At 69.7% G+C, this 26,157-nt stretch carries 23 protein-coding genes; 15 read left to right on the top strand and 8 right to left on the bottom strand.

Annotated features, from left to right (window positions below; genetic code table 11):
* Positions 1-52: 52 nt before the first annotated feature.
* From greA to MMSR116_RS16645, 5 genes are all read left to right on the top strand, one after another.
* Positions 53-529 (top strand): transcription elongation factor GreA, encoded by a 477-nt coding sequence (gene greA / locus MMSR116_RS16665; protein WP_170861838.1) that lies wholly within the window; start codon positions 53-55, stop codon positions 527-529.
* Positions 530-532: 3 nt separating this feature from the next.
* The gene (locus MMSR116_RS16660; RefSeq protein WP_010681973.1) at positions 533-1,033 is read left to right on the top strand and encodes a hypothetical protein; all 501 of its coding nucleotides are present in this window, start codon (positions 533-535) and stop codon (positions 1,031-1,033) included.
* A gap of 321 nt (positions 1,034-1,354) precedes the next feature.
* Entirely contained in the window at positions 1,355-2,404 is a 1,050-nt protein-coding gene (locus MMSR116_RS16655) for a mitochondrial fission ELM1 family protein (RefSeq protein WP_010681974.1), read from the top strand.
* Between the two features lie 14 nt (positions 2,405-2,418).
* Positions 2,419-3,399 (top strand): thioredoxin-disulfide reductase, encoded by a 981-nt coding sequence (gene trxB, locus MMSR116_RS16650; protein WP_010681975.1) that lies wholly within the window; start codon positions 2,419-2,421, stop codon positions 3,397-3,399.
* 256 nt (positions 3,400-3,655) lie between these two features.
* A complete protein-coding gene (locus tag MMSR116_RS16645) occupies positions 3,656-4,546 on the top strand; it encodes a LysR family transcriptional regulator (protein WP_010681976.1) in 891 nt (296 codons plus the stop codon).
* A gap of 168 nt (positions 4,547-4,714) precedes the next feature.
* On the opposite strand, the gene msrP is transcribed toward MMSR116_RS16645, so the two are convergent.
* From msrP to MMSR116_RS16625, 4 genes are all read right to left on the bottom strand, one after another.
* Positions 4,715-5,665: a protein-methionine-sulfoxide reductase catalytic subunit MsrP gene (msrP, locus tag MMSR116_RS16640; RefSeq protein ID WP_010681977.1), complete on the bottom strand. Its 951-nt coding sequence runs from the start codon at positions 5,663-5,665 to the stop codon at positions 4,715-4,717.
* 126 nt (positions 5,666-5,791) lie between these two features.
* Positions 5,792-7,546, bottom strand: a complete 1,755-nt coding sequence (locus MMSR116_RS16635) for a long-chain-fatty-acid--CoA ligase (protein ID WP_010681978.1) — start codon at positions 7,544-7,546, stop codon at positions 5,792-5,794.
* 100 nt (positions 7,547-7,646) lie between these two features.
* Entirely contained in the window at positions 7,647-8,273 is a 627-nt protein-coding gene (locus tag MMSR116_RS16630; RefSeq protein ID WP_010681979.1) for a hypothetical protein, read from the bottom strand.
* A gap of 204 nt (positions 8,274-8,477) precedes the next feature.
* Complete coding sequence (locus MMSR116_RS16625) at positions 8,478-9,989, bottom strand: leucyl aminopeptidase (protein WP_010681980.1); 1,512 nt, start codon at positions 9,987-9,989, stop codon at positions 8,478-8,480.
* A 184-nt stretch (positions 9,990-10,173) separates the two neighbouring features.
* Here MMSR116_RS16625 and lptF point away from each other — a divergent pair, with 184 nt between their 5' ends.
* The 5 genes from lptF to rsmA all read left to right on the top strand — a co-directional run bounded on the left by lptF (position 10,174) and on the right by rsmA (position 17,106).
* A complete protein-coding gene (gene lptF, locus MMSR116_RS16620; RefSeq protein ID WP_010681981.1) occupies positions 10,174-11,334 on the top strand; it encodes an LPS export ABC transporter permease LptF in 1,161 nt (386 codons plus the stop codon).
* A 7-nt stretch (positions 11,335-11,341) separates the two neighbouring features.
* A complete protein-coding gene (gene lptG / locus MMSR116_RS16615) occupies positions 11,342-12,430 on the top strand; it encodes an LPS export ABC transporter permease LptG (RefSeq protein WP_039892482.1) in 1,089 nt (362 codons plus the stop codon).
* 78 nt (positions 12,431-12,508) lie between these two features.
* Positions 12,509-15,088 (top strand): LPS-assembly protein LptD, encoded by a 2,580-nt coding sequence (locus MMSR116_RS16610; protein WP_010681983.1) that lies wholly within the window; start codon positions 12,509-12,511, stop codon positions 15,086-15,088.
* Between the two features lie 31 nt (positions 15,089-15,119).
* Positions 15,120-16,238, top strand: coding sequence for a 4-hydroxythreonine-4-phosphate dehydrogenase PdxA (gene pdxA, locus MMSR116_RS16605; protein WP_010681984.1), 1,119 nt, complete (start codon positions 15,120-15,122; stop codon positions 16,236-16,238).
* A 10-nt stretch (positions 16,239-16,248) separates the two neighbouring features.
* Positions 16,249-17,106 carry a 16S rRNA (adenine(1518)-N(6)/adenine(1519)-N(6))-dimethyltransferase RsmA gene (gene rsmA, locus MMSR116_RS16600; RefSeq protein WP_010681985.1) on the top strand — a complete coding sequence of 286 codons (858 nt, stop codon included), beginning with the start codon at positions 16,249-16,251 and terminating at the stop codon, positions 17,104-17,106.
* A gap of 108 nt (positions 17,107-17,214) precedes the next feature.
* On the opposite strand, the gene MMSR116_RS16595 is transcribed toward rsmA, so the two are convergent.
* From MMSR116_RS16595 to MMSR116_RS16585, 3 genes are all read right to left on the bottom strand, one after another.
* Positions 17,215-18,189: a TIM44-like domain-containing protein gene (locus tag MMSR116_RS16595; RefSeq protein WP_010681986.1), complete on the bottom strand. Its 975-nt coding sequence runs from the start codon at positions 18,187-18,189 to the stop codon at positions 17,215-17,217.
* A gap of 117 nt (positions 18,190-18,306) precedes the next feature.
* Positions 18,307-19,407: a two-component system sensor histidine kinase NtrB gene (locus MMSR116_RS16590; RefSeq protein ID WP_010681987.1), complete on the bottom strand. Its 1,101-nt coding sequence runs from the start codon at positions 19,405-19,407 to the stop codon at positions 18,307-18,309.
* Positions 19,408-19,543: 136 nt separating this feature from the next.
* Positions 19,544-20,176: a S24 family peptidase gene (locus MMSR116_RS16585; protein ID WP_010681988.1), complete on the bottom strand. Its 633-nt coding sequence runs from the start codon at positions 20,174-20,176 to the stop codon at positions 19,544-19,546.
* Positions 20,177-20,492: 316 nt separating this feature from the next.
* On the opposite strand from MMSR116_RS16585, the gene MMSR116_RS16580 reads away from it, so the two are divergent.
* The 4 genes from MMSR116_RS16580 to MMSR116_RS16565 all read left to right on the top strand — a co-directional run bounded on the left by MMSR116_RS16580 (position 20,493) and on the right by MMSR116_RS16565 (position 24,660).
* The gene (locus tag MMSR116_RS16580) at positions 20,493-20,843 is read left to right on the top strand and encodes a DUF952 domain-containing protein (protein ID WP_010681989.1); all 351 of its coding nucleotides are present in this window, start codon (positions 20,493-20,495) and stop codon (positions 20,841-20,843) included.
* Positions 20,840-21,916, top strand: coding sequence for a quinone-dependent dihydroorotate dehydrogenase (locus MMSR116_RS16575; protein WP_010681990.1), 1,077 nt, complete (start codon positions 20,840-20,842; stop codon positions 21,914-21,916). Before MMSR116_RS16580 ends, MMSR116_RS16575 begins: the two co-directional genes overlap by 4 nt.
* 174 nt (positions 21,917-22,090) lie before the next feature.
* A complete protein-coding gene (locus tag MMSR116_RS16570; RefSeq protein ID WP_010681991.1) occupies positions 22,091-24,388 on the top strand; it encodes an FdhF/YdeP family oxidoreductase in 2,298 nt (765 codons plus the stop codon).
* A complete protein-coding gene (locus tag MMSR116_RS16565) occupies positions 24,385-24,660 on the top strand; it encodes a hypothetical protein (protein ID WP_010681992.1) in 276 nt (91 codons plus the stop codon). The genes MMSR116_RS16570 and MMSR116_RS16565 overlap by 4 nt, the downstream gene beginning before the upstream one ends.
* Positions 24,661-24,702: 42 nt before the next feature.
* Here the strand turns inward: MMSR116_RS16565 and MMSR116_RS16560 are convergent, their stop codons facing one another.
* A complete protein-coding gene (locus MMSR116_RS16560; protein ID WP_039892484.1) occupies positions 24,703-25,584 on the bottom strand; it encodes an HpcH/HpaI aldolase/citrate lyase family protein in 882 nt (293 codons plus the stop codon).
* A 225-nt stretch (positions 25,585-25,809) separates the two neighbouring features.
* Between MMSR116_RS16560 and MMSR116_RS16555 the strand changes: the two genes are divergently transcribed.
* Positions 25,810-26,151 (top strand): hypothetical protein, encoded by a 342-nt coding sequence (locus tag MMSR116_RS16555; protein WP_010681994.1) that lies wholly within the window; start codon positions 25,810-25,812, stop codon positions 26,149-26,151.
* The last annotated feature ends 6 nt before the right edge of the window (positions 26,152-26,157 follow it).

Here is a 26,157-nt window from a genome sequence, read left to right as displayed (position 1 = left end):
AGAGTGCTGCACTCTCGGCCGGGCCTCTTCATTGTGGCGCGAGACGATGACGATAGACAAGGTTCCGATCACGGTGCGCGGCTTCGCAGCCCTCGAAGAGGAGCTGAAGCATCGCCAGCAGGTGGAGCGCCAGCGCATCATCCAGGCGATCGCGGAGGCCCGCGCCCTCGGCGACCTGTCGGAGAACGCCGAGTATCACGCCGCCAAGGAGGCGCAGTCCCACAACGAGGGCCGCGTCATGGAGCTGGAGAGCATGATCGCGCGCGCCGAGATCATCGACGTCACGAAGCTCTCGGGCAACAAGATCAAGTTCGGCGCCACCGTGAAGCTCGTCGACGAGGACACGGAGGAGGAGAAGACCTACCAGATCGTCGGTGAGCCCGAGGCCGACGTACGCTCAGGTCGCGTGTCCATCACCTCGCCCATCGCCCGCGCCCTGATCGGAAAGGGCGTCGGCGACACCGTCGAGGTCACCACGCCGGGTGGCGGCAAGTCCTACGAGGTCGTCGCAGTCCAATACGGCGGCTGAGTGATGCGCCTGCGGATCATGGGCCGGTTCGCCGGCCTGCTGTTCGGTGTCGCCGCGGGATCCGCGGGGGCGAGCGACTTCCCCCCGACGCCGGTCTTCTCCGACGTCCGGGTCGACGTGCGACCGCTCCTCGACAAGGGCGCGGGTCTGCAGGCCGACGCGCTGGCCGGCGACCTGACCGAGGCCCTGCGGAAGAGCTTCGCCGGTCGGATCGGCGGCCGCGGGCCACAGCTCGTGGTCGTGGTGACGAGCCTGTCGCTGCGGCCCTATGCCGGCGGCGGCGCCGTGCGGGGCTTCGGCGGCAATCTCCAGACCGATTACCTGGAGGGCGAGGCGCTGCTCGTCGGACCCAAGGGGCAGGTGCTCGGACGCCATCCGCAGATGACCGCGACGCCGTCGAGCTACGGGGGCGCGTGGTACGATCCGCAGTTCGAGGGCCGGCGGCTCGCCGCCATCGCCGACATCTACGCACAGTGGCTCGCCCGGGATCTGCCGCGCGAATAGAAGTGCGTCGCCGCCGGAGATCCTCTAGGTCGAAGGAAACGCGACGGTCCGGCGGCGCGGGAAGCTTCCGAAGGAGGGTTCCATCCCAACACCCTCATCCCGAGGTGCCGGAGCGCAGCCGAGGTCTCGAAGGAGCCCTTCAGGAATCGCAGGTACCTTCGGAGAGCGCGTTGGAGGCCCGCTGGCGCGGGCACCTCAGGATGAGGAAAAGGGATTGGGATCGGCCGTCCTGTTCACGTGCCTAACATCGGCCGATCGAGCGTCAGAGGACGGTCGCGGCTGCCTGGTCCGGCACGGCAGCGGGTTTCTTGAGCGAGGCGCATGGCAAGCATCGACGTGACGGACGCGAAAACAGGTGCGCGCACTCGCCCGGACGCGCGATCCGAACTCCTTCCCGAACTCTCTCGCGCCCGTACCTGGATCGTCACCGACGGCAAGGCGGGCGATGAGAACCAATGCGTCGGCATCGCCGAGACGCTCGGCCTCGCCTTCGAGATCCGGCAGGTGCCCCCGTCCGGCCCCTTCGGCTGGATGGCCCCCTGGGGCCCGATCGACCCGCGCGAGGGTCCGCGCCGCCGCGATGGCGCCCTGGCCGGCCCCTATCCGGACATCCTGATCGCTTCGGGTCGCCGGGCCGTGCCCTATCTTCGGGCCGTCCGGCGCGCCACCGGCGGCCGGACCTTCACGGCGTTCCTGAAGGATCCGCGGACCGGCGAAGACAGCGCCGACTTCATCTGGGTGCCGGACTACGACGATCTGCGCGGCACCAACGTGTTCACGACGCTGACGGCGCCGCATCTCGTCACGGCGGCCCGCCTCGCCGAAGCCCGGGCCCGTCCCGACCCGCGACTCGCGCGACTCGATGGGCCGCGGGTGGCGGTGCTGGTCGGCGGCGACAGCCGGCATCTGAGCTACCGCAAGACCGACATGATCCGCCTCGTCGAGGATCTGCGCGGCCTGGTCGATCAGGGCTGCCGGCTCATGGTGACGATCTCTCGCCGGACGCCCAACCCCCTCCGCGACGCCGTGAAGGCTCTCGCCGCGGAGACCGGCGGCTTCCTCTGGGACGGCACCGGCGAGAACCCCTACGTCGCCATGCTGGCGCTCGCCGAGGCGATCGTCGTGACTTCCGATTCGGCCAACATGGTCAGCGAGGCGGTCGCGACCGGCGCGCCTGTGCTGCTGTTCGACCTGCCGCGTACCTATATCCGGCATCGGCGGATGTTCGCCGGACTGGCGATCGCCGGGGCCCTGCGGCCGTTCACCGGTCAGTTGGTGGATCTGACGTACAAGCCGATCGACGCCACGCCGGTGATCGCGCAGGCGCTCGCGGATGCCTATGATGCGCGCCGCGCCGCCGGACCGGCCTGAGGAGACCGAGACAGATGGCCCATACCCACGCCAAGCTCGTGATCGTCGGCTCGGGGCCCGCGGGCTACACGGCGGCGATCTACGCGGCCCGCGCCATGGTCGAGCCGCTATTGATCTCCGGATTCCAGCCGGGCGGTCAGTTGATGATCACCACCGACGTGGAAAATTATCCGGGCTTCGCCGAGGCGATCCAGGGCCCGTGGCTGATGGAGCAGATGCGTCTTCAGGCCGAGCATGTCGGCACCCGCATCGTGTCCGAGTACATCACCGAAGTCGATCTCAAGCAGCGCCCGTTCCGTCTTGAGGCCGATTCCGGCGAGACCTATTCCTGCGACGCGCTGATCATCGCCACCGGTGCCCAGGCGAAGTGGCTTGGCATTCCCTCCGAGGCGGCGTTCCAGGGCGGCGGCGTCTCGGCCTGCGCGACCTGCGACGGATTCTTCTTCCGCGGCAAGGAGGTGGTCGTGGTCGGCGGCGGCAACACCGCCGTCGAGGAGGCTTTGTATCTCGCCAACATCGCCAGCAAGGTCACGGTGGTCCACCGCCGCGACAGCTTCCGCGCCGAGCGGATCCTGCAGGAGCGCCTGTTCAAGCACCCCGACGTCGAAGTGCTGTGGCACCGCGAGATCGCCGAGATCTGCGGCGTGCAGAAGCCGGCGCCGAACGTCACCCACGTTCGCCTCAAGGACCCTCGCTCGGGCGAAATCAGCGAAGTGAAGGCAGACGGCGTGTTCGTGGCGATTGGCCATCAGCCGGCGACTGCGATCTTCGAGGGGCAGCTGCCCATGCGCCATGGCGGCTACCTCACCGTCAAGCCCGGCACCACTGAGACCGAGATTCCCGGCGTCTTCGCGGCCGGCGACGTGACCGACGACGTCTACCGGCAGGCAATCACCGCCGCCGGCATGGGCTGCATGGCAGCTCTGGAAGCCGAGAAGTTCCTGGCCAACTTGGAGATCGGCGAGGATCCGGTTCAAGCCGCCGCCGCTGAGTAGAGGCTGGCGCGCCCGACACAACCGGTACTGGTGCACCGGTATTTCAAGAAATTCCCAACTCGCGCTTGCGCCGGACCATGCGCCGTGTGCATAGGGGTGCCGACTGTGCCGGGATGCAGTACCTGCATACCCGCACGGTGCCGCGAGCGGTCATCCCGCGTCGGCGCCGTGCCGTTTGCCCGGTGATCCGCCCGATGCACCGCCTGCCCGTGTCCCGGGTGCGGGTGTCGGGCTCGCGCTGGAAGGGGTTCTGGCCTTGGATTGGGATAAGATCCGGATCTTCCTGAACGTCGCCGAGGCGGGCAGCTTCACGAAGGCCGGCGACGATATCGGCCTTAGCCAGTCCGCCGTGAGCCGTCAGATCAGCGCCCTCGAGCGCGAGCTGAAGGCCCCGCTGTTCCACCGTCACGCCCGCGGCCTGCTCCTCACCGAGCAGGGCGATCTGCTATTCCGGGCGGCGCGGGACATGAAGCTGCGCCTCGAGAATACCCGGGCCCGGTTGGTTGAGACCTCCGAGCGCCCGACCGGCGACCTCAAGGTCACGACGACCGTCGGGCTCGGCACGTCCTGGCTTTCGCAGCGGGTGGGCGAGTTCCTCGATCTCTATCCGGACGTGCGCATCGAACTGATCCTCACCAACGAGGAGCTTGACCTCGCCATGCGCGAGGCCGACGTGGCGATCCGCATGCGCCGGCCGGCCCAGCCGGACCTGATCCAGCGCCGGCTGTTCACCGTGCATTATCACGCCTTCGCCAGCCAGGATTACGTCAAGCGCTTCGGCGAGCCCAAGACCATCGAGGATCTTGACGACCACCGCCTCGTGTCCTTCGGCGGCAACGAGCCGTCCTACCTGCTGGCTGCCCACTGGCTGGCCGATGCGGGCCGGGATGGCCGGGAGCGGCGCCACGTCCACCTGACGGTGAACAACATCGGCGCGCTGCAGCGGGCCATGGAGGCGGGCGCCGGGATCGGCATTCTGCCCGACTATGCGGTCGATGGAGACCAGCAGCTCGTTCAGGTCCTGCGCGAGACCGAGATGCCGAGCCTGGAGAGCTACCTCGTCTACGCCGAGGAGATGCGCTCCGTCGCCCGGGTCCAGGCGTTCCGCGACTTCCTCGTCTCCAAGGCGCAACGCTGGACCTACTGAAACCCCGCCGCGCCGCTCCTCTCTATTCCCGGTGATTCCGGGGCGTCGCCGTTCTCGCGAGCGGCCCGAACCAGTCCAGCGTCGCGCCACACCTGCAGGTGTGGCGCGACGCTGGGTTATTTGGCTGCCCGCGCGATGATACCGAGGGATGCCCCGACCGAGGCCTGATCAAACGAACAGCCGCTCGCCCTCCAGGCCCTTATAGAGCCCGGCGACCTGCTCACCGTAGCCGTTGTAGATCAGCGTCGGCACGCGCTGGTCGGTGCCGAGGACGCGCTCGGTCGCCTGGCTCCAGCGCGGATGCGGCACGGCCGGGTTCACGTTGGCCCAGAAGCCGTACTCGGACGCCTGCAGCCCTTCCCAGAAGGTCTTCGGGCGGTCAGCCGTGAACGACAGCTTGACGATGGATTTCGCGGACTTGAAGCCGTACTTCCACGGCACCGCGATGCGAATCGGCGCGCCGAACTGGTTGGGCAGCGGCTTGCCGTACACGCCCGTGACCACGAACGCGAGATCGTTGCCGGCCTCGGCGAGCGTCAGACCCTCCGTGTAGGGCCAGGGATAGAAGAAGGCCCGCTGACCCGGAGCCATGGCCTTGTCCATGAAGGTCTCGAAGCGGATGTACTTCGCGCCGGAGGCAGGCTTCGCCAGCGCCACGAGCTTGGCCAGCGGGAAGCCGGTCCACGGCACCGCCATGGACCACGCCTCGACGCAGCGATGGCGGTAGAGCCGCTCCTCCAGGCCGACCTTCCGGATCAGGTCGTCGACGCCGATCTCGAACGGCTTCTCCACGAGGCCGTCGATCTTCAGGGTCCAGGGCTGTGTCTTCAGCGCGTTCGCCGCGGGCAGGACGGTCTTCGACGTGCCAAACTCGTAGAAGTTGTTGTAGTCGGCGCTGAACCGTTCGGGCGTGACCGGACGGTCCAGAGTGTAGGCGGGGTTCTGCGGAGCCGGATAGAGGCCCGGCTCACCGGCAGCCAGCGCGGTCCGTCCGCCCAGCAAGGAGCCGGCCGCCAGCCCGGCGGCGCCCCCGATCAGGGCGCGGCGGTTCAGGAACAGGGCCTCCGGCGTGGCGAGATGCTCGGCCATCTCCCATCCGCGCTTGCGCTTGATCAACATCGCCGCCTCCTCGGGATCTCCGCGTCGCCATCCCACAGATCGGCGTTGGCCGACACGGGGACAACCGCCGCAGCCTCACCTTTCGGTCAGCGGAGGCCGGTGGTTACGTGACGGCCCTGCGGCGCGTCAGGCGCCGGGCGTTTCGTCGCGCAACACGCGTCGCAGCACCTTGCCGACGTTGGTCTTCGGCAGCGCGTCGTGCAGGACGACCCGGCGGGGCACCTTGTAGCCGGTGAGCTGCGTGCGGGCATGGGTCCGCAGGACATCCGCCGAGATCGACGCGTCCTTCAGGACGACGTGGGCCACGACCATCTCGCCGGTTTCCTCGCTCGGCGCACCGACGACCGCGCATTCGAGCACGGCCGGATGAGCGGCCAGGACGTCCTCCACCTCGTTCGGGTAGACGTTGAAGCCGGAGACGAGGATCATGTCCTTCATCCGATCGACGATCCGGAACTGCCCGTCCGGCAGCATCACGGCGACGTCGCCGGTGCGGAAGAACCCGTCCGCCGTCATGGCGCGGGCGGTCTCCTCGGGGCGGTTCCAGTAGCCGCCCATCACCTGCGGGCCGCGCACGCAGATCTCGCCCGGCTCGCCGACCGGGACCGGCTGCCCCGCCACGTCGCGGATCGAGACCTCCGTCGACGGCAGCGGAAACCCGATGGTGCCGGAAAAATCGCGCATGCCCCGCGGGTTGACGCAGACCACCGGCGACGTTTCCGACAGGCCGTAGCCCTCGATGATCGTGCTCCCGGTGAGCGCCTTCCACCGCTCGGCCACCGCGCGCTGGACGGCCGTGCCGCCGCCGACCACGAAATCGAGGTTCCCGAAGTCCACCGTGCCGATTTTCGGGTGGTTGAGCAGCACGTTGAACAGGGTATTGACGCCCATCAGGCAGGTGAACCGCGTGCGGCTCAGCGTTTTCACCATGCCGTCGCAGTCGCGCGGGTTCGGGATCAGCAGACAGGATCCGCCGCTGCGCATGAACTGGAAGAAGCAGGCTGTCAGCGCGAAGATGTGGTAGAGCGGAAGGGCCGTCACGGCGCAGCGGAGGACGCTCGGGTCCTTCGAATCGAACCAGAGCTGCGACTGCTCGACGTTCGCCATGATGTTGCGGTGGCTGAGCATCGCGGCCTTGGCGATGCCGGTTGTCCCACCCGTATATTGCAGGAAGGCGAGGTCTTCCGGTCCCACCGAGACCGACGTGCGCGGTAGGCCGCGGCCGCGGCGCAGGACGCTGGCGAACGGCACCGCGAGACGCTCCGGGAGCCGGAACGGCGGAACCGCCTTGCGCACGTGCCGGCTGGCCAGGGTGATGACGCGTCCCTTGATGCCGAGCCCGTCGCCGGGGCCGACGAGGAGCACCCGGTCGAGGGTCACATCCGGGAGGGCCGCTGCGACCGTGGCTCCGAAGTTCTCCAGAACGATCAGGATCCGGGCCCCGGAATCGTTGATCTGCTGAGTCAGCTCGCGGGGGGTGTAGAGCGGGTTGGTGTTCACCACCGTCCCGCCGGCGAGCAGCACGCCGAAGATCGCCACCGGGTAGGCCGGCACGTTCGGCAGCATGATCGCGACGCGGTCGCCCTTCGCCAAGCCCTGACGTGCCAGCCAGGCCGCGAGGTCGCGGGCCTGCTGGCCCAGGGTCGCGTAGGTCATCGTCGAGCCGAAGCACAGCATCGCCGGCCTGTCCGCAAAGGCGGCCATGCTGGTCTCGAACAGGTCGTTCAGGGTGCCGAGCCCCGCAACGTCGATCTCCGGCGGGACGCCCGGTGGGTAGGCGCTCACCCAGGGCCGTCCGGCAGCGTTTGCCGTCGATGGACCCGTCATCCGATCGGACGGGGTCGCCTGTGCGCCGTGCTCGACCACGCTGGCCTCGTGCATCGCGATGCCTCCCTCGGGCACGGCTCTGACGCGGCCGAGTCCCTCAACGCAGAACACGCCGACTCTGAGGGAACGGACGCTGGCCTGCAAGGCACGCGTGTCAGGGAGAGCGTCGATGCCGGAGGGCTGTCGCCAGGACGGTGTGCGGCAGCGCCGCCATGATGAGCACCAGCGCGGCGAGGGCTGCCTCCCCCGGCCTGAGCGCCCGGAGCGGCCACGGACCCACCCCGAGCGATCCCGACAGACCGATCAGGATTGCGCCGAACCAGAGGGCGAGGAAGGCCAGCGCGCCGGCGCCCACGCGTCTGAGGTGCGGCCGAAGCGGCCGGTTGGCGGCGATCGCGAAGAGACCCACGATGCCGCCGAACAGGGCAGCGGCCACGCCGGCACCGAGGCCGTAGGCAAGCCAGAGCGGCTGATGCGTGAGGAACGCCATGCCGCCCGCCGCGAAGCCGGCGCGCAGGATCAGCCCGCCGAAGGTCGGATACAGGCCGGCCGCCAGAAGCACCGCCGCACCGAGAGTCCCGAACAGCACCCGGCGCGCCATCGAGGCCGGCCCCGGTCCAAAGGCAATTCGGACGAGATGCGCCACGCCATACACGAGGGAGAAGGCGAAGAGCGGGTAGCGCGCGACGAAGTAGCCGAAGATCCAGGGCTCGACGTGCTCCGGCACCGCCGTGCGCTGGCTGAGGCCCGTGGCGGCGACCGCGGCGAGGGCGATCAGCATGGCCAGGATCGGGGCCGCCGCGCCGAGGCTTGGCCTCCAGCGTTCGGTTCCGGCGGACCCTGTCCGAAGCGGCCCGCGCGCCGCGGGCCGCGATCCGGCCGTCATGCCGACCCCCGACACGCTTGCAGGCCGCGCGATGCGGAGGCCGCCCGGTCAGCGCGGCGGCAACCCGTGGCGGACATGGCCGGCCGGCCCGTGCCCGGCCTACCGCGCCTCGTAGTGATCGCGCACCAGCCGGTCGAGGAGCCGCACGCCCCAGCCCGCCCCCCAGCTCCGGTTGATCTCGCTGGAATTGGACGACATCGCCACGCCGGCGATGTCGAGATGGGCCCACGGCACGTCCTCGACGTAGCGCTTGATGAACGAGGCCGCCGTCGCGGCGCCGCCGTGCCGGCCGCCGGTGTTTTTCATGTCGGCGAACTTGGAGTCGATCGCCTTGTCGTAGGCAGGGATCAGCGGCATCCGCCAGACCTTCTCGCCCGTCGCCTCGCCCGCCGCGTTGATGTTGGAGGCCAGCGCGTCGTCGTTGGAGAACATCCCGGCGATGTCCTGGCCCAGCGCCACGATGATGGCGCCCGTGAGCGTCGCGAGGTCGACGATCGCCTTGGGCTTGGCGCTGCGGACGATGTGGGTGATCACGTCGGCCAGCACGAGGCGGCCTTCGGCGTCGGTGTTGATCACCTCGATGGTCTGGCCCGACATCGAGGTCACGATGTCGGACGGGCGGTAGGAGCCGCCGTCCGGCATGTTCTCGACGATCCCGATGGCGCCGACCACGTTGCAGCGCGCCTTGCGGGACGCGAGGGCGTGAAGCGCCCCGACCACGGCGGCCGCGCCGCCCATGTCGCCCTTCATGTCCTCCATGCCGCCGCCCGGCTTGATGGAGATGCCGCCGGAATCGAAGATCACGCCCTTGCCGATCAGCGCCACCGGCGCCTCGCCGGCGGGGCCGCCGTTCCAGCGCATGATGACCAGCCGCGGCTCGCGGACGGAGCCCTGTGCCACGGCGAGCAGCGCCCCCATGCCGAGCTCGCGCATCCGCCCCGGCTCCAGCACCTCGATCTCGACGCCGAGCTTGGCGAGTTCGGAGGCGCGCCGGGCGAATTCCTCCGGGAAGAGGACGTTCGGCGGCTCGTTGACGAGGTCGCGTGCCAGGATCACGCTGTCGGCCAGCGTCCGGGCGCCCTCACCCTCGTGCGACGCGGTCCCGTGATCGGCGAGGAGAAGGGTCAGCGCGGTGCCGGCCTTCTCGTCGGCGTCGGGCTTCTTCTTCGTCTTGTAACGGTCGAACGTGTAGGTGCGCAGACGTGCGCCGAGGGCGAACTCGCCGGCCTGCGCCGCCGTCACGGTCATGCCGGGCCATTCGAGGACGACCCGGGCCGAGCGCCCCGAGACCTTGCTGGCGGTGAAGCCACCGAGCACAGGCCAGTCGATCTTGGCGCGGTCCTTGTCGGAGCCCAGGCCGACCACGACGAGGCGGTCGGCGCTCACGCCCGCGGGCGCCGGCAGGCTCAGGGCGGTGAGGGACCGGCCCTTGAACTTCTCGGAGGCCGCGGCGCGGGCGACCAGATCAGCTCCAGAAGCGCCGAGCGCGTCGCGGGCCGCCGAACCCAGGGCGAGATCGTCACCGACGAAGACGACGAGGTCGCCCGATCCGCCCGGGCCCTGCCCGCTCTGCCCCAGGGGACCGAAACCGATCTCGATGCCGTCCGCCATACCCGTCGCCCTGCCCGTGTTCCGGAGCCGTTCACCGCGCCCGCGCGACGCCGCGTGGGCCATCCGCCCTGTGTAGCCGCTGAGGCGGAGAACGCAACGCGGCGCAGCAGCCCTGGAATCGCCCCTTTTGTCGGGTCCCTGCCGCTTCGAGGGCGCGAGAGGACGAGCGGGACTGCCGGAGCCGATGAGGCAGATCGAGCGCTACATCTTTCGGATCGCCTTGGGCGCCACCCTCGCCTGCCTGATCGGCCTCACCGGCACGATCTGGCTGACCCAGGCCCTGCGCGAGCTCGACCTCGTGACCGCCAAGGGTCAGACCCTCATGGTCTTTCTGTTCGTGACCGGCCTGTCGCTGCCGACGCTGCTGGTGGTGATCGCGCCCGTGGCGCTGTTCATCGGCACCGTCTACGCGCTCAACAAATTGAACGGCGATTCCGAGTTGATCGTGATGTCGGCGGCCGGGATGCCGCCGCGGGCGCTGCTGCGGCCGTTCCTGACGCTGGCGCTGATCGTCAGCTTCCTCGTGGGCTTCCTCGTGGTGGTGGTGATGCCGGCGAGCTTCCAGGAGCTGCGCGACGTGATCACCCGGGTGCGGGGCGATTTCATCGCGAACGTCGTCAAGGAGGGGCAGTTCACCCAGCTCGACAACGGCATCACCTTCCACTTCCGCGAGCGCGGGCCGGGGGGCACCCTCAAGGGCCTGTTCATCCAGGACCGTCGGGAGGCCGGCAAGACCAAGGTCTACCTCGCCGAGCGCGGCAACGCCGTCGACGTCGAGGGCCAGAGCTACCTCATCCTTGAGAACGGCAGCGTCCACCAGCAGCAGAAGGAGTCCCGCGACTCCTCGATCCTCACCTTCGAGCGGTACACGATCGACCTCGCGGCCTTCGCGCCCCCGGATTCCGACACGATCTACAAGCCGCGGGAGCGCTCCACGGCGCAGCTCCTGTTCCCCGACCAGACCGAGGGTTACTACAAGCTCCAGAAGGGCCGCTTCCGGGCGGAACTGCACGACCGGCTCTCGGCGTGCCTCTACCCGCTGGCCCTGGTGTTCATCGCCTTCGCGGCTTTGGGCGATGCGCGCACGACCCGTCAGGGGCGCGGCCTCGCGGTCGCCGGTGCGATCCTCGCCGTGGTCGCCCTGCGCATCGGCGGCTTCGCGGCGGTGAGCGCCGCCGCGCGCAGCCCCGGGGCGGTGGCGGCCGTCTACGGCGTGCCGCTCCTGGCGATCGGGCTGTCCAGCCTTCTGATCTTCCACGGACCCCGGGTGCGGGCGTTCAACGGTGCGTTCGCCCGCGCGGTGCGGAACCTGATCCGCGGCCCGCGCCTCGCGCCGGCCTCCTGATCCGATGATGCTGATCGGCCCCACCCTCGGGCGGTACTTCGCCGCGCGGTTCGCCCGCACGGTGCTCGGCGTCTTCGTCACCGTGTTCGCGCTGGTCTACACCCTCGACTTCGTGGAACTGCTGCGACGCGCCGGCGAGGCCGAGGGCGCCTCCACGGGCCTGATGGCGCAACTCTCCCTCTACCGAACGCCCGCGGTGGCGGAGGGCGTGCTGCCCTTCGCGGTGCTGTTCGGCTCCATGGCGGCGCTGCTTCAGCTCTCGCGCAAGCTGGAACTGGTGGTCGCCCGGGCAGCCGGCATCTCCGCGTGGCAGTTCCTGCAGCCGGGCGTCTTCGTGGCGCTGGCCCTCGGGGCGATAGCGGTCGGGGTCTACAACCCGGTCTCCGCGATGCTGAAGCAGCGCTCCACGGAGATCGAGGCGAAGATCTTCGCCAAGGCCACCAAGGCCGGCTCGGGCAAGGATCTCTGGATCCGCCAGCGCGGCCTCGACGGCGAGGCGATCCTGCGGGCCGAGACCGCCATCGAGGGCACCACGACGCTCGCGGGCGTCTCGGTCTTCACCTTCGACGCGGCCGGGAAGTTCGCCGAACAGCTGGTGGCAGCCCGGGCGACGCTCCACGACGGCTACTGGGAACTCTCCGATGTGCGGGTCCTCACACCGGACGCACCGCCTGAGTCGTTCGACACCTACCTGATCGCCTCGAATCTCGATCCCGGGCAGGTCCGGCAACGCTTCACACCCCCGGAATCTGTGCCTTTCTGGCAACTTCCCACAACGATCGCGCGCACCGAACGGGCGGGTTTGGACGCGACCCGATACCGCCTTCAGTACGATGTCCTGTGGGCAAGGCCGATCCTGTTCGTCGCCATGGTCCTCGTCGCTGCAACCGTTTCCTTACGGTTCTTCCGCTTTGGTGGTGTCGGCAAACTCGTCCTCGGTGGGGTCGCGGCCGGCTTCGTCCTCTACGTGATCCGACAGGTCATGGAGGGGCTGGGCGCGTCCGGACTCGTCGCCGCACCGGTGGCGGCCTGGTTCCCCGCCGTGGTAGGCAGTCTTCTCGGTACGCTCACGCTTCTGTACCAGGAAGACGGCTGACCGCCGCGACCCTTCGCGGGCAGGGAGACGGGTGTTTGAGGTTCGTGGCGTCAAACGTCACAGGGGTTGGGACGCGCGTTGCGTAAGGTCGCCGACATCCTGCGGAAAGCGGGCCTTCTGGCCGCGCTCGGGCTGGCCGCGCCGCTTGCGGCGGGCGTGCCGGCGCACGCCCAGACTCTGCCCGCGCTCAAGACCGGGAAGCCTGGCGACAAGCTGCTCGTCGAGGCCGATGAGCTGATCTACGACAACGACAAGAGCACCGTGACGGCGCGCGGCAATGCCGAGCTGCATTACGGCCCCCGGACGCTCCAGGCCGACCGGGTTCGTTACGACCGCAACACCGGTCGGGTCTTCGCCGAGGGCAACGTCCGGCTGACCGAGGCCGACGGCGGGGTCGTCACCGGTGAGCGGATGGAGCTCACCGACGACTTCAAGACCGGATTCGTCGACGCGTTCCGCGGTCAGCAGACCGTCCAGCGCAAGTTCGAGACGGTGCGCACCCGGTTCTCCGCGCCACGGGCGGAGCGGCTGAACGGCGAGCAGACGAGCTTCGAGTCCGGCAGCTACACCGCCTGCGAGCCGTGCAAGGACAATCCCGAGACGCCGCCGCTCTGGCAGATCAAGGCGAAGAAGATCATCCACGACAACGAGACCCACACGGTCTACTTCGACGAGTCCACGCTGGAGCTCGCCGGGATCCCGGTCGCCTATCTGCCGTATTTCGAGGCGCCGGATCCCACGGTGCGGCGGAAGACCGGCTTCCTGACGCCGCGCTTCGTCTCGACCACGGCCCTCGGTACCGGGGTGTCGCTGCCCTACTTCGTCGACCTCGCGCCGGATTACGACCTGACCCTCACGCCGACCGTGCTCAGCCGGCAGGGTCTGCTGGCGCAGGGCGAGTTCCGCCAGCGGGTCGACAACGGCTTCTACAACCTGCGCCTGTCCGGGATCTCGCAGACGACGCCCTCAGCCTTCCTGCCGAGCCCGCTCGGCGCCGGAGAGCGCGACTTCCGAGGCTCGATCGAATCCGAGGGCCGGTTCTACATCAACCCGCGCTGGCGGACAGGCTGGGATCTCGTCGGCGTCACCGACAAGTGGTTCCTCGACAATTACCGCATCCGCAATCAGAACATCACGACGGACTATTTCCGCGAGGCGACCTCGACGGCGTTCCTGATCGGCCAGGGAGACCGCTCGTGGTTCGAGGCGCGCGGCTACTACTTCAAGGGCCTGTCGAGCTTCGACTGGCAGAAGCAGCAGCCGGTGGTCGCACCGGTGATCGACTACGACAAGCGCGTCAACGGTCCGGCCGAGATCGGCGGCGAGGTGCGCTTCCAGGCCAACATCACCAGCCTGACCCGCGAGACCACCCAGTACCAGGGTCTGCCGCGCACCGCGAGCTACCTGTTCTCGCCGAGCGTGAACGGCGTCAGCTTCCCGCTCTACCAGACCTGCACGGTGTTCCAGCGCGGCACCTGCGCCATCCAGGGGCTTGCCGGCAACAACACGCGCGCCTCCGCGGAACTGTCGTGGCGGCGCAGCTTCATCGACGACTGGGGCCAGAAATTCACGCCCTTCGCCTATCTGCGGACCGACGCGTTCTTCGACAGCACGAGCTTCTCGGGCTACCAGAACGACCTCGTCCCGCAGGTCGCCCATGTCGACCAGGGATTTGCCGGCCGGGTCATGCCGGCGATCGGCCTCGATTACCGCTACCCGTTCGTCGCCAATTTCGGGGCGCTCGGCGTCCACACCCTGGAGCCGATCGGGCAGGTCATCGCCCGCCCGTCCGAGACGCGGATCGGCCGCCTGCCGAACGAAGACGCGCAGAGCCTCGTCTTCGACGACACGTCGCTGTTCGAGTGGGACAAGTTCTCGGGCTACGACCGGGTCGAGGGCGGCGTGCGCACCAATCTCGGCGGCCAGTACTCCGTGGTCACACCGTCCGGCTGGTACGCCAACGTTCTCTTCGGCGAGTCCATCCAGCTCGCGGGCGTCAACTCGTTCCGCCGGGGCGACATTGCCAATGTGGGCCTGGATTCCGGTCTGGAGACCCAGCGCTCCGATTTCGTCGGCCGCTTCCAGGTCTCGCCGAACCAGAACATCACCTTCATCAGCCGGGCCCGGTTCAACCAGGCCGATTTCCACGTCGCCCGCTTCGAGACCGGGGCGACGGCACGGTTCGCACCGTTCGCGCCCCTGACCCTGTCGGCTTTCTACTCGTATTATGAGGCGCAGCCGCTCCTCGGCTACAGCCACTACCGCGAGGGCATCACGGCCTCCGCCACCTACAACATCACGCCGAACTGGTTCATCTCCGGCTCGCTTCTGGTCGATCTCACGCACTACCTCGACGTGCGCAACACCTATCAGGACGCGCTGACCTCCTATCTGGCCAATCCCGTCGGCACCGTGCCGATCTACCAGAATCCGGGGCGGTTCTACCTATCAGGGGCGAGCTTCGGCGGCGGCTATCAGGACGAGTGCACCACGGTCTCTCTGAACTACATCAATTCGCCGATCGCCACCGCCACGGGCGTGCGCGAGCGCAACCAGACCGTGCTGCTGCGGGTGGAGCTCAAGACGCTCGGCGAGGCGGATCTGCGACAGAACGTCGGCACGGCGATCACGGCGGACGGCATCGCCTCGGTGCGGTGACCGGCGCCAGTGCCGGCGCTATAGACCCTTCATGCCGCCTCTCGCCCTCACCCTCGGGGATCCCGCCGGGATCGGTCCGGAACTGGCGCTCAGCGCGTGGCTTGGGCGCGGAGGTGCGCGACCCTTGCCGCCCTTCTTTCTGGTCGGCGATTCCGCTTTCATCGAGCGCCTCGCCCACCGTCTGAATCATCACATCCCGGTCGCGGAAGTCGATCCCGAGACCGCCGCCGAGGTCTTTCCGCGTGCCCTCCCCGTCGTGCCGCTGCCGAGCGGCGCCATGGTCGCGGCCGAGCCGGGTGTGCCGGACACCGTGAATGCCGGCGCCACCATCGAGTCGATCACCGCCGCGGTGGACTTCGTGAAGGACGGGCGGGCGAGCGCCGTCGTCACCAACCCGATCGCCAAGTTCGTGCTGACGCGGACCGGCTTCGCCCATCCGGGCCATACCGAATTCCTGGCCGCACTCTCGGTGCCGCCGGGCCGCACGCCGCCGCGGCCGGTCATGATGATCTGGAGCGAGACGCTGGCGGTGGTGCCGGTGACGATCCACGTCCCGCTGGCAGCGGTGACGGGCCTCCTCACCCAGGACCTCGTGGAGGAGACCGCCACCATCGTGGTCCGGGACCTGCGGGACCGGTTCGGCCTTCCGGAGCCGCGCCTCGTCCTCGCCGGCCTCAACCCGCACGCAGGAGAGGCCGGAACGATCGGTCACGAGGACCGGGACGTGCTCGCCCCGGCGGTGGCCCGGCTCCGCGCGGCCGGGATCGACATCCGCGGCCCGCTCCCGGCCGACACCCTGTTCCACGCCCGCGCCCGCGAAGCCTACGACGTCGCCCTCGCGCCGACGCACGACCAAGCCCTGATCCCGATCAAGACGATCGCGTTCGACGAGGGGGTGAACGTCACCCTGGGCCTGCCCTTCGTGCGGACTTCGCCGGACCACGGGACCGCCTTCGACATCGCCGGCAAGGGCGTCGCGCGGCCGGACAGCCTCGTGGCGGCCCTGCGTCTCGCGGACCGGCTGGCGGCCAACGAGGCCGCCGGTACCACGACCGTGCCGGCTGGCGGGGACGTCATCCCGTTCAGCGTCTATGCGGGCCGGCCGAAGCCGGCGGGCGCCCGGCATTTCGATCCGGAAGACGAACTGTGAGGGCTGTCCTGTGAGCGCCGGGGACGGGCTGCCGCCGCTGCGCGACGTCGTCGCCCGGCACGGGCTGGAGCCGAAGAAGGCGCTCGGCCAGAATTTCCTCTACGACCTCAACCTCACCGGGCGGATCGCCCGCGCGGCGGGACCGCTCGCGGGCGTCACCGTCGTGGAGGTGGGGCCCGGTCCCGGCGGGCTGACGCGGGCGCTCCTCGCCGAGGGCGCGGCCCGCGTCGTGGCCATCGAGCGCGATCCCCGCGCGCTGCCGGCGCTCGCGGAGATCGCGGCGCATTACCCGGGACGGCTCGACGTGATCGATGCCGACGCGCTGGCTTTCGACCCGCAGCCTCTGATCGGTGCGGGACCGGCCCGGATCGTCGCCAATCTTCCGTACAATGTCGGTACGGCCCTGCTCACCGGCTGGCTCGACGGCGAGGCCTGGCCGCCCTGGTGGGATCAGGCCGTGCTGATGTTCCAGCGCGAGGTCGCCGAGCGCATCGTCGCCGGGCCGGAGAACAGGGCGGATTACGGACGTCTGGGCGTGCTCTGCGGCTGGCGTTCGGAAGCCGAGATCCTGTTCGATGTCAGCCCCTCGGCCTTCGTGCCGCCGCCCAAGGTGACCTCCAGCGTCGTCCGGATCGTGCCGCGGGTGAAGCCCCTGCCCTGCCGGGCCGGGGCCCTCGAAGCCGTGACCCGGGCGGCGTTCGGCCAGCGCCGCAAGATGATGCGCCAGAGCCTGAAATCCCTGACGGCCCAGCCCGGCACGCTGCTGGCCGCCGCCGGCATCGCCGAGACGGCGCGCGCGGAAGAGGTGTCCGTGACGGGCTTCGTAGACCTCGCCAATCTGTGGGACCGGATGCGGAAGGGCGGCTGAGGACCTGCGCCGCGCGCGAGTGTTGGCCGGTGCGCCACAAAAAATTGCCGGCGCCGCGGAGGCGGCGCCGGCATGAACCATGGCCTAAGAGGTGGTGCGTCGCCGCACTCAGCGGGTCTGCTGGATCGCCGAGAGCACCCAGCCGCGGCCGGGCTGGAGCAGGAAGGTCCAGAGCTCCGTCGCCTCGGACGAGTCCGTCTGCACGACGCGACCGCTGGCGCGCTCGACCATCACATCCTTGAGGGCGTAGCGCATCGCCACCGTGGCGTAGTCATTGCGGTCCTCGCCCCAGGCTTCCGCGAGATCGCCCTGGAGCAGCTTCACGTCCGAGATCTTGTTCACCACGCCGCGAGCCGCGTTGTTGCGCAGTTCCTCGTCGAAGTAGCTCACCATCTCGGGCGTCGACAGGTTGCCGAGGGTCACCCGGTCCTCACGGGAATAGGCGTCCTGGATATCGCCGAGCAGGCGCTCGAACGCCTGGTAGTCGGCCGGCCCGATCTGCACCGGCCGCGTCTGCGGGGGCCGCTGACCACCGAACATGCCGGCCCCGGCACCGCCGGGAACGCCGCCCGCGGGGCCGCCCGGGCCCGGGCCCGGGCGATCATCGAGGGACGAGCGCGCGTAGGGTGCACCGGCCCCGGCCGGTTCGCTCCGGCGACGGAAGAACCTCAGGGCGAGCATCACCACGAGTACGACAAGGCCCACCTGGAAAAGGAGGCCGATCATCGAGGCGAGGCCACCGAGGCCGCCGAAGAAGCCGCCGCCGAGCAGCGCGCCGATGAGGCCGGCACCGAGCAGGCCGGCGAAGAAGCCGCCACCGAAACGACGGCCCGTCGCGGCGGGAGCCTGCATGCCGGGGCTGCCCATGCCGGGGGACGGCGCGGTCTGCGAGCGCTGCATCGTCATGCCGCCGCCGGGCGCAGTCGGCGTGGCAGACGGCGCCGTGTAGGTGCGCGAGCCGCGGGACCCGAAAGACCCGCCGCCGCCCGGACGGGCTTCGGCGATGGGCGCCGCGACGGTCAGCGCAGCGGCCAGCGTCATGAAGGCGGCCACGCGCCGGCGACGCGAAAACTGGGTAAGCATAGACACGCCTCTGAGGACGAGAACTGGACGGCGCTGGGGCACCAACGACAATATGGGAACGGCTGAGCCCGCGTTTTAGTCCGGCGCCCGACGGCGCGAGGGCATTTTCCCGCGGCTTCAGTGCTGTGGCCGCCCCGCTGCCGCCGCGGGAAACGACAACCGGACCTGCGTGCCTTCCCCGGCGCGGCTGTCGAGGGTGATCGTCCCGTTCTGGCGCTTCATCAACCCATGAACGATCGCGAGGCCGGCACCGCGTCCCGCCTCGCGGCTGGTCTGGAAGGGTGCGAGTGCCCGGGCGAGCATCTCGGGCGACATGCCCTGTCCGGTATCGCCGACCACGATGCCGACGATGCCCTCGCCGGGCTGGTGCATCATGCGGTCGCCCGGCTCCACCCGGAACGTCGAGAGCGTGAGGGTTCCCCCGGACGGCATCGCCTCGCAGGCATTGGCGACCAAGTGCCGCAGGGCGAACTCGATCTGCGTCGGGTTGCTGATGGCCGGCGGAAGACCGGGCGTCGTCGCCACGCTGAGGCGAATGCCGGGCGGCAGGTCGGGCGCGAGCCGCGTGGCCAGATCCGCCACGATGGCGTCGAGATCGACCGCGCGCACATCCGGGGCAATGCGCCGGGAATAAGCGAGCAGCTGGCGCGTCAGGATGGCGGCCCGCTCCGTGGCATCCGCCGATCGCGAGATCGCCCGCTGGATGAACGGCTCCTGGCGGTCGCCGAGCCGGCGCTTCAGGCCGTCGATGTAGCCGATCAGGATCTGGAGGAAATTGTTGAACTCGTGGGCGACGCTGTTGGTCAGCAGCCCGAGTGCCTCGCGCTGGCGGGAGAGCGCGAGGCCTCCCTCCGCCTCGTGCAGTGCCGTGACGTCAAGGATCTGGCCGATGCGCAGATCGGTCTCCGGCAGCGGCGCGGTGGTCACGCGCGCCCAGAAGCTGGTCCCGTCCGAACGAGTGGCGAGAAATTCCTGATCCTCAGCCTGGACAGGATCGATCGCCGGTGCGTGGGCCGTCCGGATGAGCTCCAGGCCGTGCTCCACGAGCTCAGGCACGGCGTAGCCGGCGAGGCGAGCGGCGGCCGGATTGGCGTGGCGGACGCGGCCTTCCGCGTCGAGCACGACACTCGGCGTCGGCAGGGCATCGAGGAGCGCGCGGGCCTCGTCCGCGAGCGGCACGCGAGCGTCCGAACCGTGACCCGTCCCGGACTGCGCCATGCTGCGTTCGCGCTCGGCTGATGCGGAAGGCCCGCGACCGGCAACCGATAGCGACGAACGGGATCCCGGCCAAGCCGTCCGGACGCCGCGCGGCCGGCCTACCGAACGGCGGTGCGACGCTTCCGAAGCGCTCCGTCTACTGGCGCACCCACATCACACGGGCCATCCAGGCGACTTCGCCGAGGTTCAGGGTCCGATCCTCGTGCTCGGGATTGAGCGATGCCAGCTCCACGGTTCGCGCCGTGCGGCGCTTCAATTCCTTCGCCAGGACCTCGCCCCCGTGCAAGCGGACGACGACGCGATCACCCTTGCGCACGCTCGCGGTGGGCGAGACGATCAGGACATCGCCGTCCCGGAACAGGGGAAGCATCGAATCGCCCTGGATCTCCAGCGCGAACGCCCGTTCCTCGCCGAGGTCGGGAAACTCGATCTCTTCCCAGCCGGCGCCGCCTGTCGGCATGCCCTCGTCGTTGAACAGCCGGCCGGCACCCGCCTGCGTGAGACCGATCAGCGGCACCATGGTCCGGGCGGGAATCTCCCGCGCCTCGATCAGCCGCAGGAACTCGTCGAGGCTGGATCCGGTCGCGGCCAAGACTTTCGACACCGATTCCGTCGAGGGCCACCGCTTGCGCCCGTCCGCGCCCACGCGCTTCGAGCGGTTGAAGCTCGTGGCATCGAGACCGGCGCGGCGTGCCAGTCCCGAAGCCGAGTAGCCGTGGCGTTCGGCGAGCCGGTCGATGGCGTTCCAGATCTGCTCGTGCGACAGCATGTCGGGCTCGGAGGCTCACCCTGAACGGGTCCGCACCCCCATCTCGTCAGCCGGAACCCGGCCGCCCCGGAGGCATAGGGACGAACGCCCCGCCGGGCACGCGCGGCACCCTGCGGGCAAACTTGTATTCACCAGACGTGGCCCGGTCCGGATCAGGCGTCCCAATTCGGGCGTGGCTCTGTGACGCCCAGCCTAGTCGTAGGAAAGTAGAACTACAGCGCGCAGAATGCAATCGCTCCTGGAAACTGCCCGGAATCCAGGTGTTGCCGCGGGCCCGAGGCGCCACTATCGACGCGTCGGTGCTCAGGGAGCTTCGATGCCGCTCATCTATAAGATCTGCCCACGCGCTCTGTGGAAGGAGGCGGAGGCCGCCGGCCTCTTCAGGGGGGCGCCGATCGACAGCCAGGACGGCTACATCCACTTCTCCACGGCGGACCAAGTCGTCGAAACGGCGGGCCGCCATTTCGCCGGACAGGCCGACCTGCTTCTCGTGGCGGTCGAGGCCGACGCCCTGGGCGATGGCCTGCGCTACGAACCCTCCCGGGGCGGGGCCCTGTTTCCCCACCTCTACGGCAGCTTGCCCCTCGACGCCGTCGCGGCGGTCGAGGAACTGCCGTTGGGCAACGATGGCCGCCACATCTTTCCGGCCGGACTCGTCCCGGCATGATCGGCTTCGCCTACCCGCTCGTGCGGCCGCTGCTCCACCGACTCGACGCCGAGCGCGCGCACGACCTCACCTTGCGCGGCCTCACCCTGATGCCCGCATCTGGAAGCCGGGCGGACGATCCGCGGCTCGCCGTCGACCTTCTCGGCCGACGCTTTCCGAACCCGATCGGCCTCGCGGCCGGCTTCGACAAGGGCGCCCGTGTTCCGGACGCGCTGCTGAGCCTCGGCTTCGGCTTCGTGGAAGTCGGCGGGGTGGTGCCGCGGCCGCAGCCCGGCAACCCGCGGCCCCGGGTCTTCCGGCTGACCGCCGACAGGGCGGTGATCAACCGCTTCGGCCTCAACAGCGAGGGGCTCGACATCGTGGCCGCGCGGCTGCGTGCCCGGGCGGACCGCCCCGGTATCGTCGGCGTCAATATCGGCGCCAACAAGGATGCCGCCGACCGGCTCGCCGACTACGCAGCCTGCACGGCCGCGCTCGCGCCCTTGGTCGATTTCGTCACCGTCAACGTCTCCTCGCCCAACACGCCGGGCCTGCGCGATCTTCAGGGCGAGGCCTTCCTCGACGAACTCCTCGCCCGGACCGTCGAGGCCCGCGATGCGTCGGGTGCCGGCGCGGCGATCCTGCTCAAGATCGCACCCGACATGGCGCTCGACGCCCTCGATGCCGTCTGCGCTACGGCGATGCGCCGCGGCGTGCAGGCCCTCGTCGTGTCCAACACCACGGTGGCGCGGCCGTCGAGTCTCGTCGAGCGGGGTCTCGCCAGGGAGACCGGCGGCCTGTCCGGCCGCCCGCTCTTCGGACCGGCCACCCGCATGCTGGCCCAGACTCGCCTGCGGGTCGGTGACAGCCTGCCCCTCGTCGGCGTCGGCGGAATCGATTCTGCGGAGGCCGCCTGGACCAAGATCCTGGCCGGCGCGAGCCTCGTGCAGCTCTACTCGGCCCTGGTCTACGAGGGGCCAGGCTTGGTCGCCCGCATCAAGGCGGGGCTTCTGAAGCGCATGAACGCGGAGGGGATCACGTCGCTCCGGCAAGTCGTCGGGCGCGACGCCGCGGATCTCGCTCGCGAAGACTGATCCGCCAGCGGCGGGCCGGCCGGTCGCCACAGTTTAGAAAGGCTTTGCACAGCGGGAGCTTAGCCTGTGTCCCGCGCATGAGGGGCCTGCGCGCGCACGCCGTTGTGAGTGCCCCGCGGAGACGCTTATCTCGCGACTGCGAGAGCATTCGCGTCATCAGTTCCAGGACGGTTCATGGCCCAGTCTGAGGGGGCTCCAAAGCGCTCATCCGCGGCCGGCGGTTGGGGCGCTCTGAAGAGCTGCGGCAAGCACCTGCTCGGCAGCCGCGCGCCGCTCACCGGCGCTCGCGCGCTGCTGAAGGCCAACCAGCCTGATGGGTTCGACTGTCCGGGCTGTGCCTGGGGCGATCCGGAGCACGGCTCATCCTTCGAGTTCTGTGAGAACGGCGTGAAGGCGGTCTCCTGGGAGGCCACCGACAAGCGCACGCCGCCGTCCTTCTTCGCCGAGCACACGCTCTCCGAGCTGCGCGGCTGGAGCGACTACGCGCTTGAGGGTCAGGGTCGTCTCACCCATCCGATGCGCTACGACGCCGCCAGCGACCGCTACCGTCCGGTGAGCTGGGACGAGGCGTTCGCGGAGATCGGCGCGACGCTGCGCGGGCTCGATCATCCGGATCAGGCCGAGTTCTACACCTCGGGCCGCGCCTCGAACGAGGCCGCCTACCTCTACCAGCTCTTCGCTCGGGCCTACGGGACCAACAACTTCCCCGACTGCTCCAACATGTGCCACGAGGCGAGCGGCGTGGCGCTGATCGATGCGATCGGCATCGGCAAGGGCACGGTCCTCTTGGAGGATTTCGAGAAGGCGGACGCGATCTTCTGCGTCGGCCAGAACCCCGGGACCAACCATCCGCGCATGCTCGGCGACCTGCGTCGGGCCGCCGAGCGCGGCGCCCAGGTGGTGGTGCTGAACCCCGTGCGCGAGCGCGGCCTCGAGCGCTTCGCCGACCCGCAGAACACCGTCGAGATGCTGCGCGGCGCGAGCCGCCCCATCGCGAGCCACTACCTGCAGCCGCGTTCGGGCGGCGACATGGCGGCGTTCCGGGGCATCGCCAAGGTCGTGTTCGCCCGCGACGCGGAGGCGCTCGCGGCCGGCCGTCCCTCGCTCCTCGACCGGGCGTTCCTCGAGCACCACACCGCCGGCCTCGATGCCTACCGCGCCGCGGTCGATGCCACGTCCTGGGAATCGATCCTCGACCAGTCCGGCCTCACCATGGACGAGATCGCCGCCATGGCGGACGTCTATCTCGGTGCCCACCGGGTCATCGCCACCTGGGCCATGGGCGTGACCCAGCACCGCCACTCGGTGGCGACGATCCGTGAGATCGCCAACCTCCTGTTCCTGCGCGGCCATATCGGCCGTCCTGGAGCGGGCCTGTGTCCGGTGCGCGGCCATTCCAACGTGCAGGGTGATCGCACGGTCGGCATCAACGAGCGGCCTCCAGCCTCCTTCCTGGAAGCCCTGGAGCAGCATTTCGGCCTCGCGATGCCCCGCCGGCACGGCCACAACGTGCTCGCGGCGATCCGCGCCATGCGGGACGGGTCCGCCAAGGCCTTTATCGGTCTGGGCGGCAACTTCCTGCGCGCGACGCCCGATACCCCTGTGGTCGCGCAGGCCCTGGCCTCGTGCCGACTCACGGTCCACATCGCCACGAAGCTCAACCACGCCCATCTGGTGCCCGGCGCGATCGGCTACCTGCTTCCCTGTCTCGGCCGCACGGAGATCGACCGGAACGGCGCGGGCAAGATCCAGATCGTGACCGTCGAGGATTCGATGAGCATGGTCCACGGCTCCGGCGGCATCAACAAGCCGGCCTCGAAGGAGCTGCGCTCGGAGATCGCCATCATCGCGGGGATGGCCGAGGCCACCGTCGGAGCGTCCACGATCGACTGGGCCGAGTTCGCGGCCGACTACGACCGGATCCGCGACGCGATCGCCGCGACGATCCCGGGGTTCACCGGCTACAACGACCGGGTGCGCAGGCCGCGCGGGTTCATGCTGCGCAATCTCGCGGCCGAGCGGGTGTTCGACACCGGCACCGGCCGGGCCAACTTCTCGGCGGCCGCGCTTCCCGCCGAGACGGAGCACCAGACCGCCCGGAAGACCCGCGACACGTTCGTGCTGCAGACCTTCCGCAGCCACGATCAGTACAACACCACGATCTACGGCCTGGATGACCGCTACCGCGGCGTCTACGGCGAGCGCCGGGTGCTCTTCGCCCACCCGGACGACCTCGCGGAGATCCGTGACCGGCTGGGCGAGCGGGTCGATATCGTCGGTCTCCACGAGGACGGTACGCGCCGCCGGGCCGAGGATTTCCGCCTCGTGCCCTTCGACATGCCCCGCGGAGCGCTGGCCGGCTATTATCCGGAGCTGAACGTGCTGGTGCCGCTGTCGACCTTCGGTGAGAAGAGCGACACGCCGACCTCGAAGTCGGTCCTGGTGACCCTGCAGGCGCGCGCGGCGGCGTGAGCGACGCGCCCGACGAAACGGCCTTCGCCGCCGCCCTCGACCGGGTCTCGGCCGCCCATCCCGACCTCGACGTGCTGGCGGCGGGACTTCTGGCGGCGCTGGACCTGGGTCTGCCCGGCGACAGCCGGGCCTTCGCCCGGACCTTCGGGGTGGAGCACGCCCTGGTGCTGCGTGCCATCGTCGGACTGGAGGAGGACGGGCACGTCGCCGTCACGGCGCGGGATGTGCGCACCCAGCGGACGCGGTACGACGTCTCCGGCGATGCGGCATGAGCGCCGCAACGCGCTCCAGGCGCCAGGACGGCCGGGCTCGGATCAGAAGCCCTTGGCCTTGATCGCCTCCGCCCAGGTGACCGCCCGCCGGTTCACCCCGAGGTGCTGCCGTTCATAGAGCCGTCCTTCCAGCTTGATCGCACCGCGCTTGGCGTATTCCGGCCGCTCGAACGCCTCGATCACCAGCTTGGCCCGGCGCACCTCCTCATCGGTGGGGGCGAAGGAGGTGTTGGCGGGCTCCAGCTGCGTCGGGTGGATCAGCGTCTTGCCGTCGAAGCCGAGGTCGCGGGCCTGCCGGCATTCCTCGCGGCAGCCCTCCGTATCGGCGATGTCGTTGTAGACGCCGTCGAGGATCGCCAGACCCTCGGCACGGGCCGCGGCGAGCGCCATCATCATCCAGGGCAGCATCGGCACCCGCCCGGGCACGATCTTCGCCCAGGTGTCCTTGGCCAGGTCGTTGGTGCCGAGCACGAGGCAGGTGAGACGGTTGCGCGGGTCGCGCTTGGCCCGGGCGATGTCCTGGATGTTGAGGATCGAGGCCGGAGTCTCGATCATCGCCCAGATCGCGATGCCGTCCGGCGCGTCGAGGGATTCGAGGCGATCGGCGATGCTTTCCAGAACCGCCGGCGACGAGACCTTCGGCATCAGGATCGCGTCGGGCTTGGCCTCGATCGCGGCGTGGAGATCCGCCTCGCCCCAGGGCGTCTGCGGGGCGTTGACCCGGATGATCAGCTCGCGGCTGCCATACGCCCCGCTCTTCACGGCGGCGCAAACCTGCGTGCGGGCGACTTCCTTCTCCTCGGGGCCGACGGCGTCCTCGAGGTCGAGGATGATGCTGTCCACCGGGAGCGTCTTGGCCTTGTCCAGCGCCCGCTGGTTCGATCCGGGCATGTAGAGCACGCTTCGGCGCAGGCGCAGGTCCATCGTCGTGGCCACGGGTTTCTCCCTCGTCCGGCCGCCGAGCGGCCCGTCGTCGTTGCAGCGCACCCTAAACCAGCCGCTCGCACAAGCCACGTTTTCGATGCGCCATCCTGTGAGTCCACGCGGCATTTGATACCGCCCGGCTGTGCACTTGCGTTTGTCGGAATTTGGACACGATGACCGGCTTGAAGGCCGGCAAATCTGGTTATCCCTGCTTGGATCACGAACATGCGCAAAGTCTTGGCCGCCCTCGTCTTGATTGGCGCACTCGCTGCACCTCAAATCGCCACGGCGCAGAGCCGCACCACCCTCGGTGTCGGCTCCGGGGCGGTGGCGGGTGCCCTCGTGGCGGGCCCGATCGGCGCGGTGGCCGGAGCCGTGGTCGGTGGTTTCGTCGGCAATTCGTCGGAGCGGGGGCGCCGCCACGCCCGGCGGGGGCGGCGGTATAGCCAATCCGCCGTGCGTCGCGCCTACCCGCGCCGCGCGGAGGCCGAGCTGCCCCGTCCCGCCCCTGTAGCCGCCCGCGCCGCGCCGGCGCCCGCGACGTCGGGCTGGAAGGATCCGCGATAGCGCGCC

Source organism: Methylobacterium mesophilicum SR1.6/6 (assembly GCF_000364445.2).
Classification (GTDB): domain Bacteria; phylum Pseudomonadota; class Alphaproteobacteria; order Rhizobiales; family Beijerinckiaceae; genus Methylobacterium; species Methylobacterium mesophilicum_A.
This window is presented reverse-complemented; position numbering and strand designations above follow the sequence as displayed.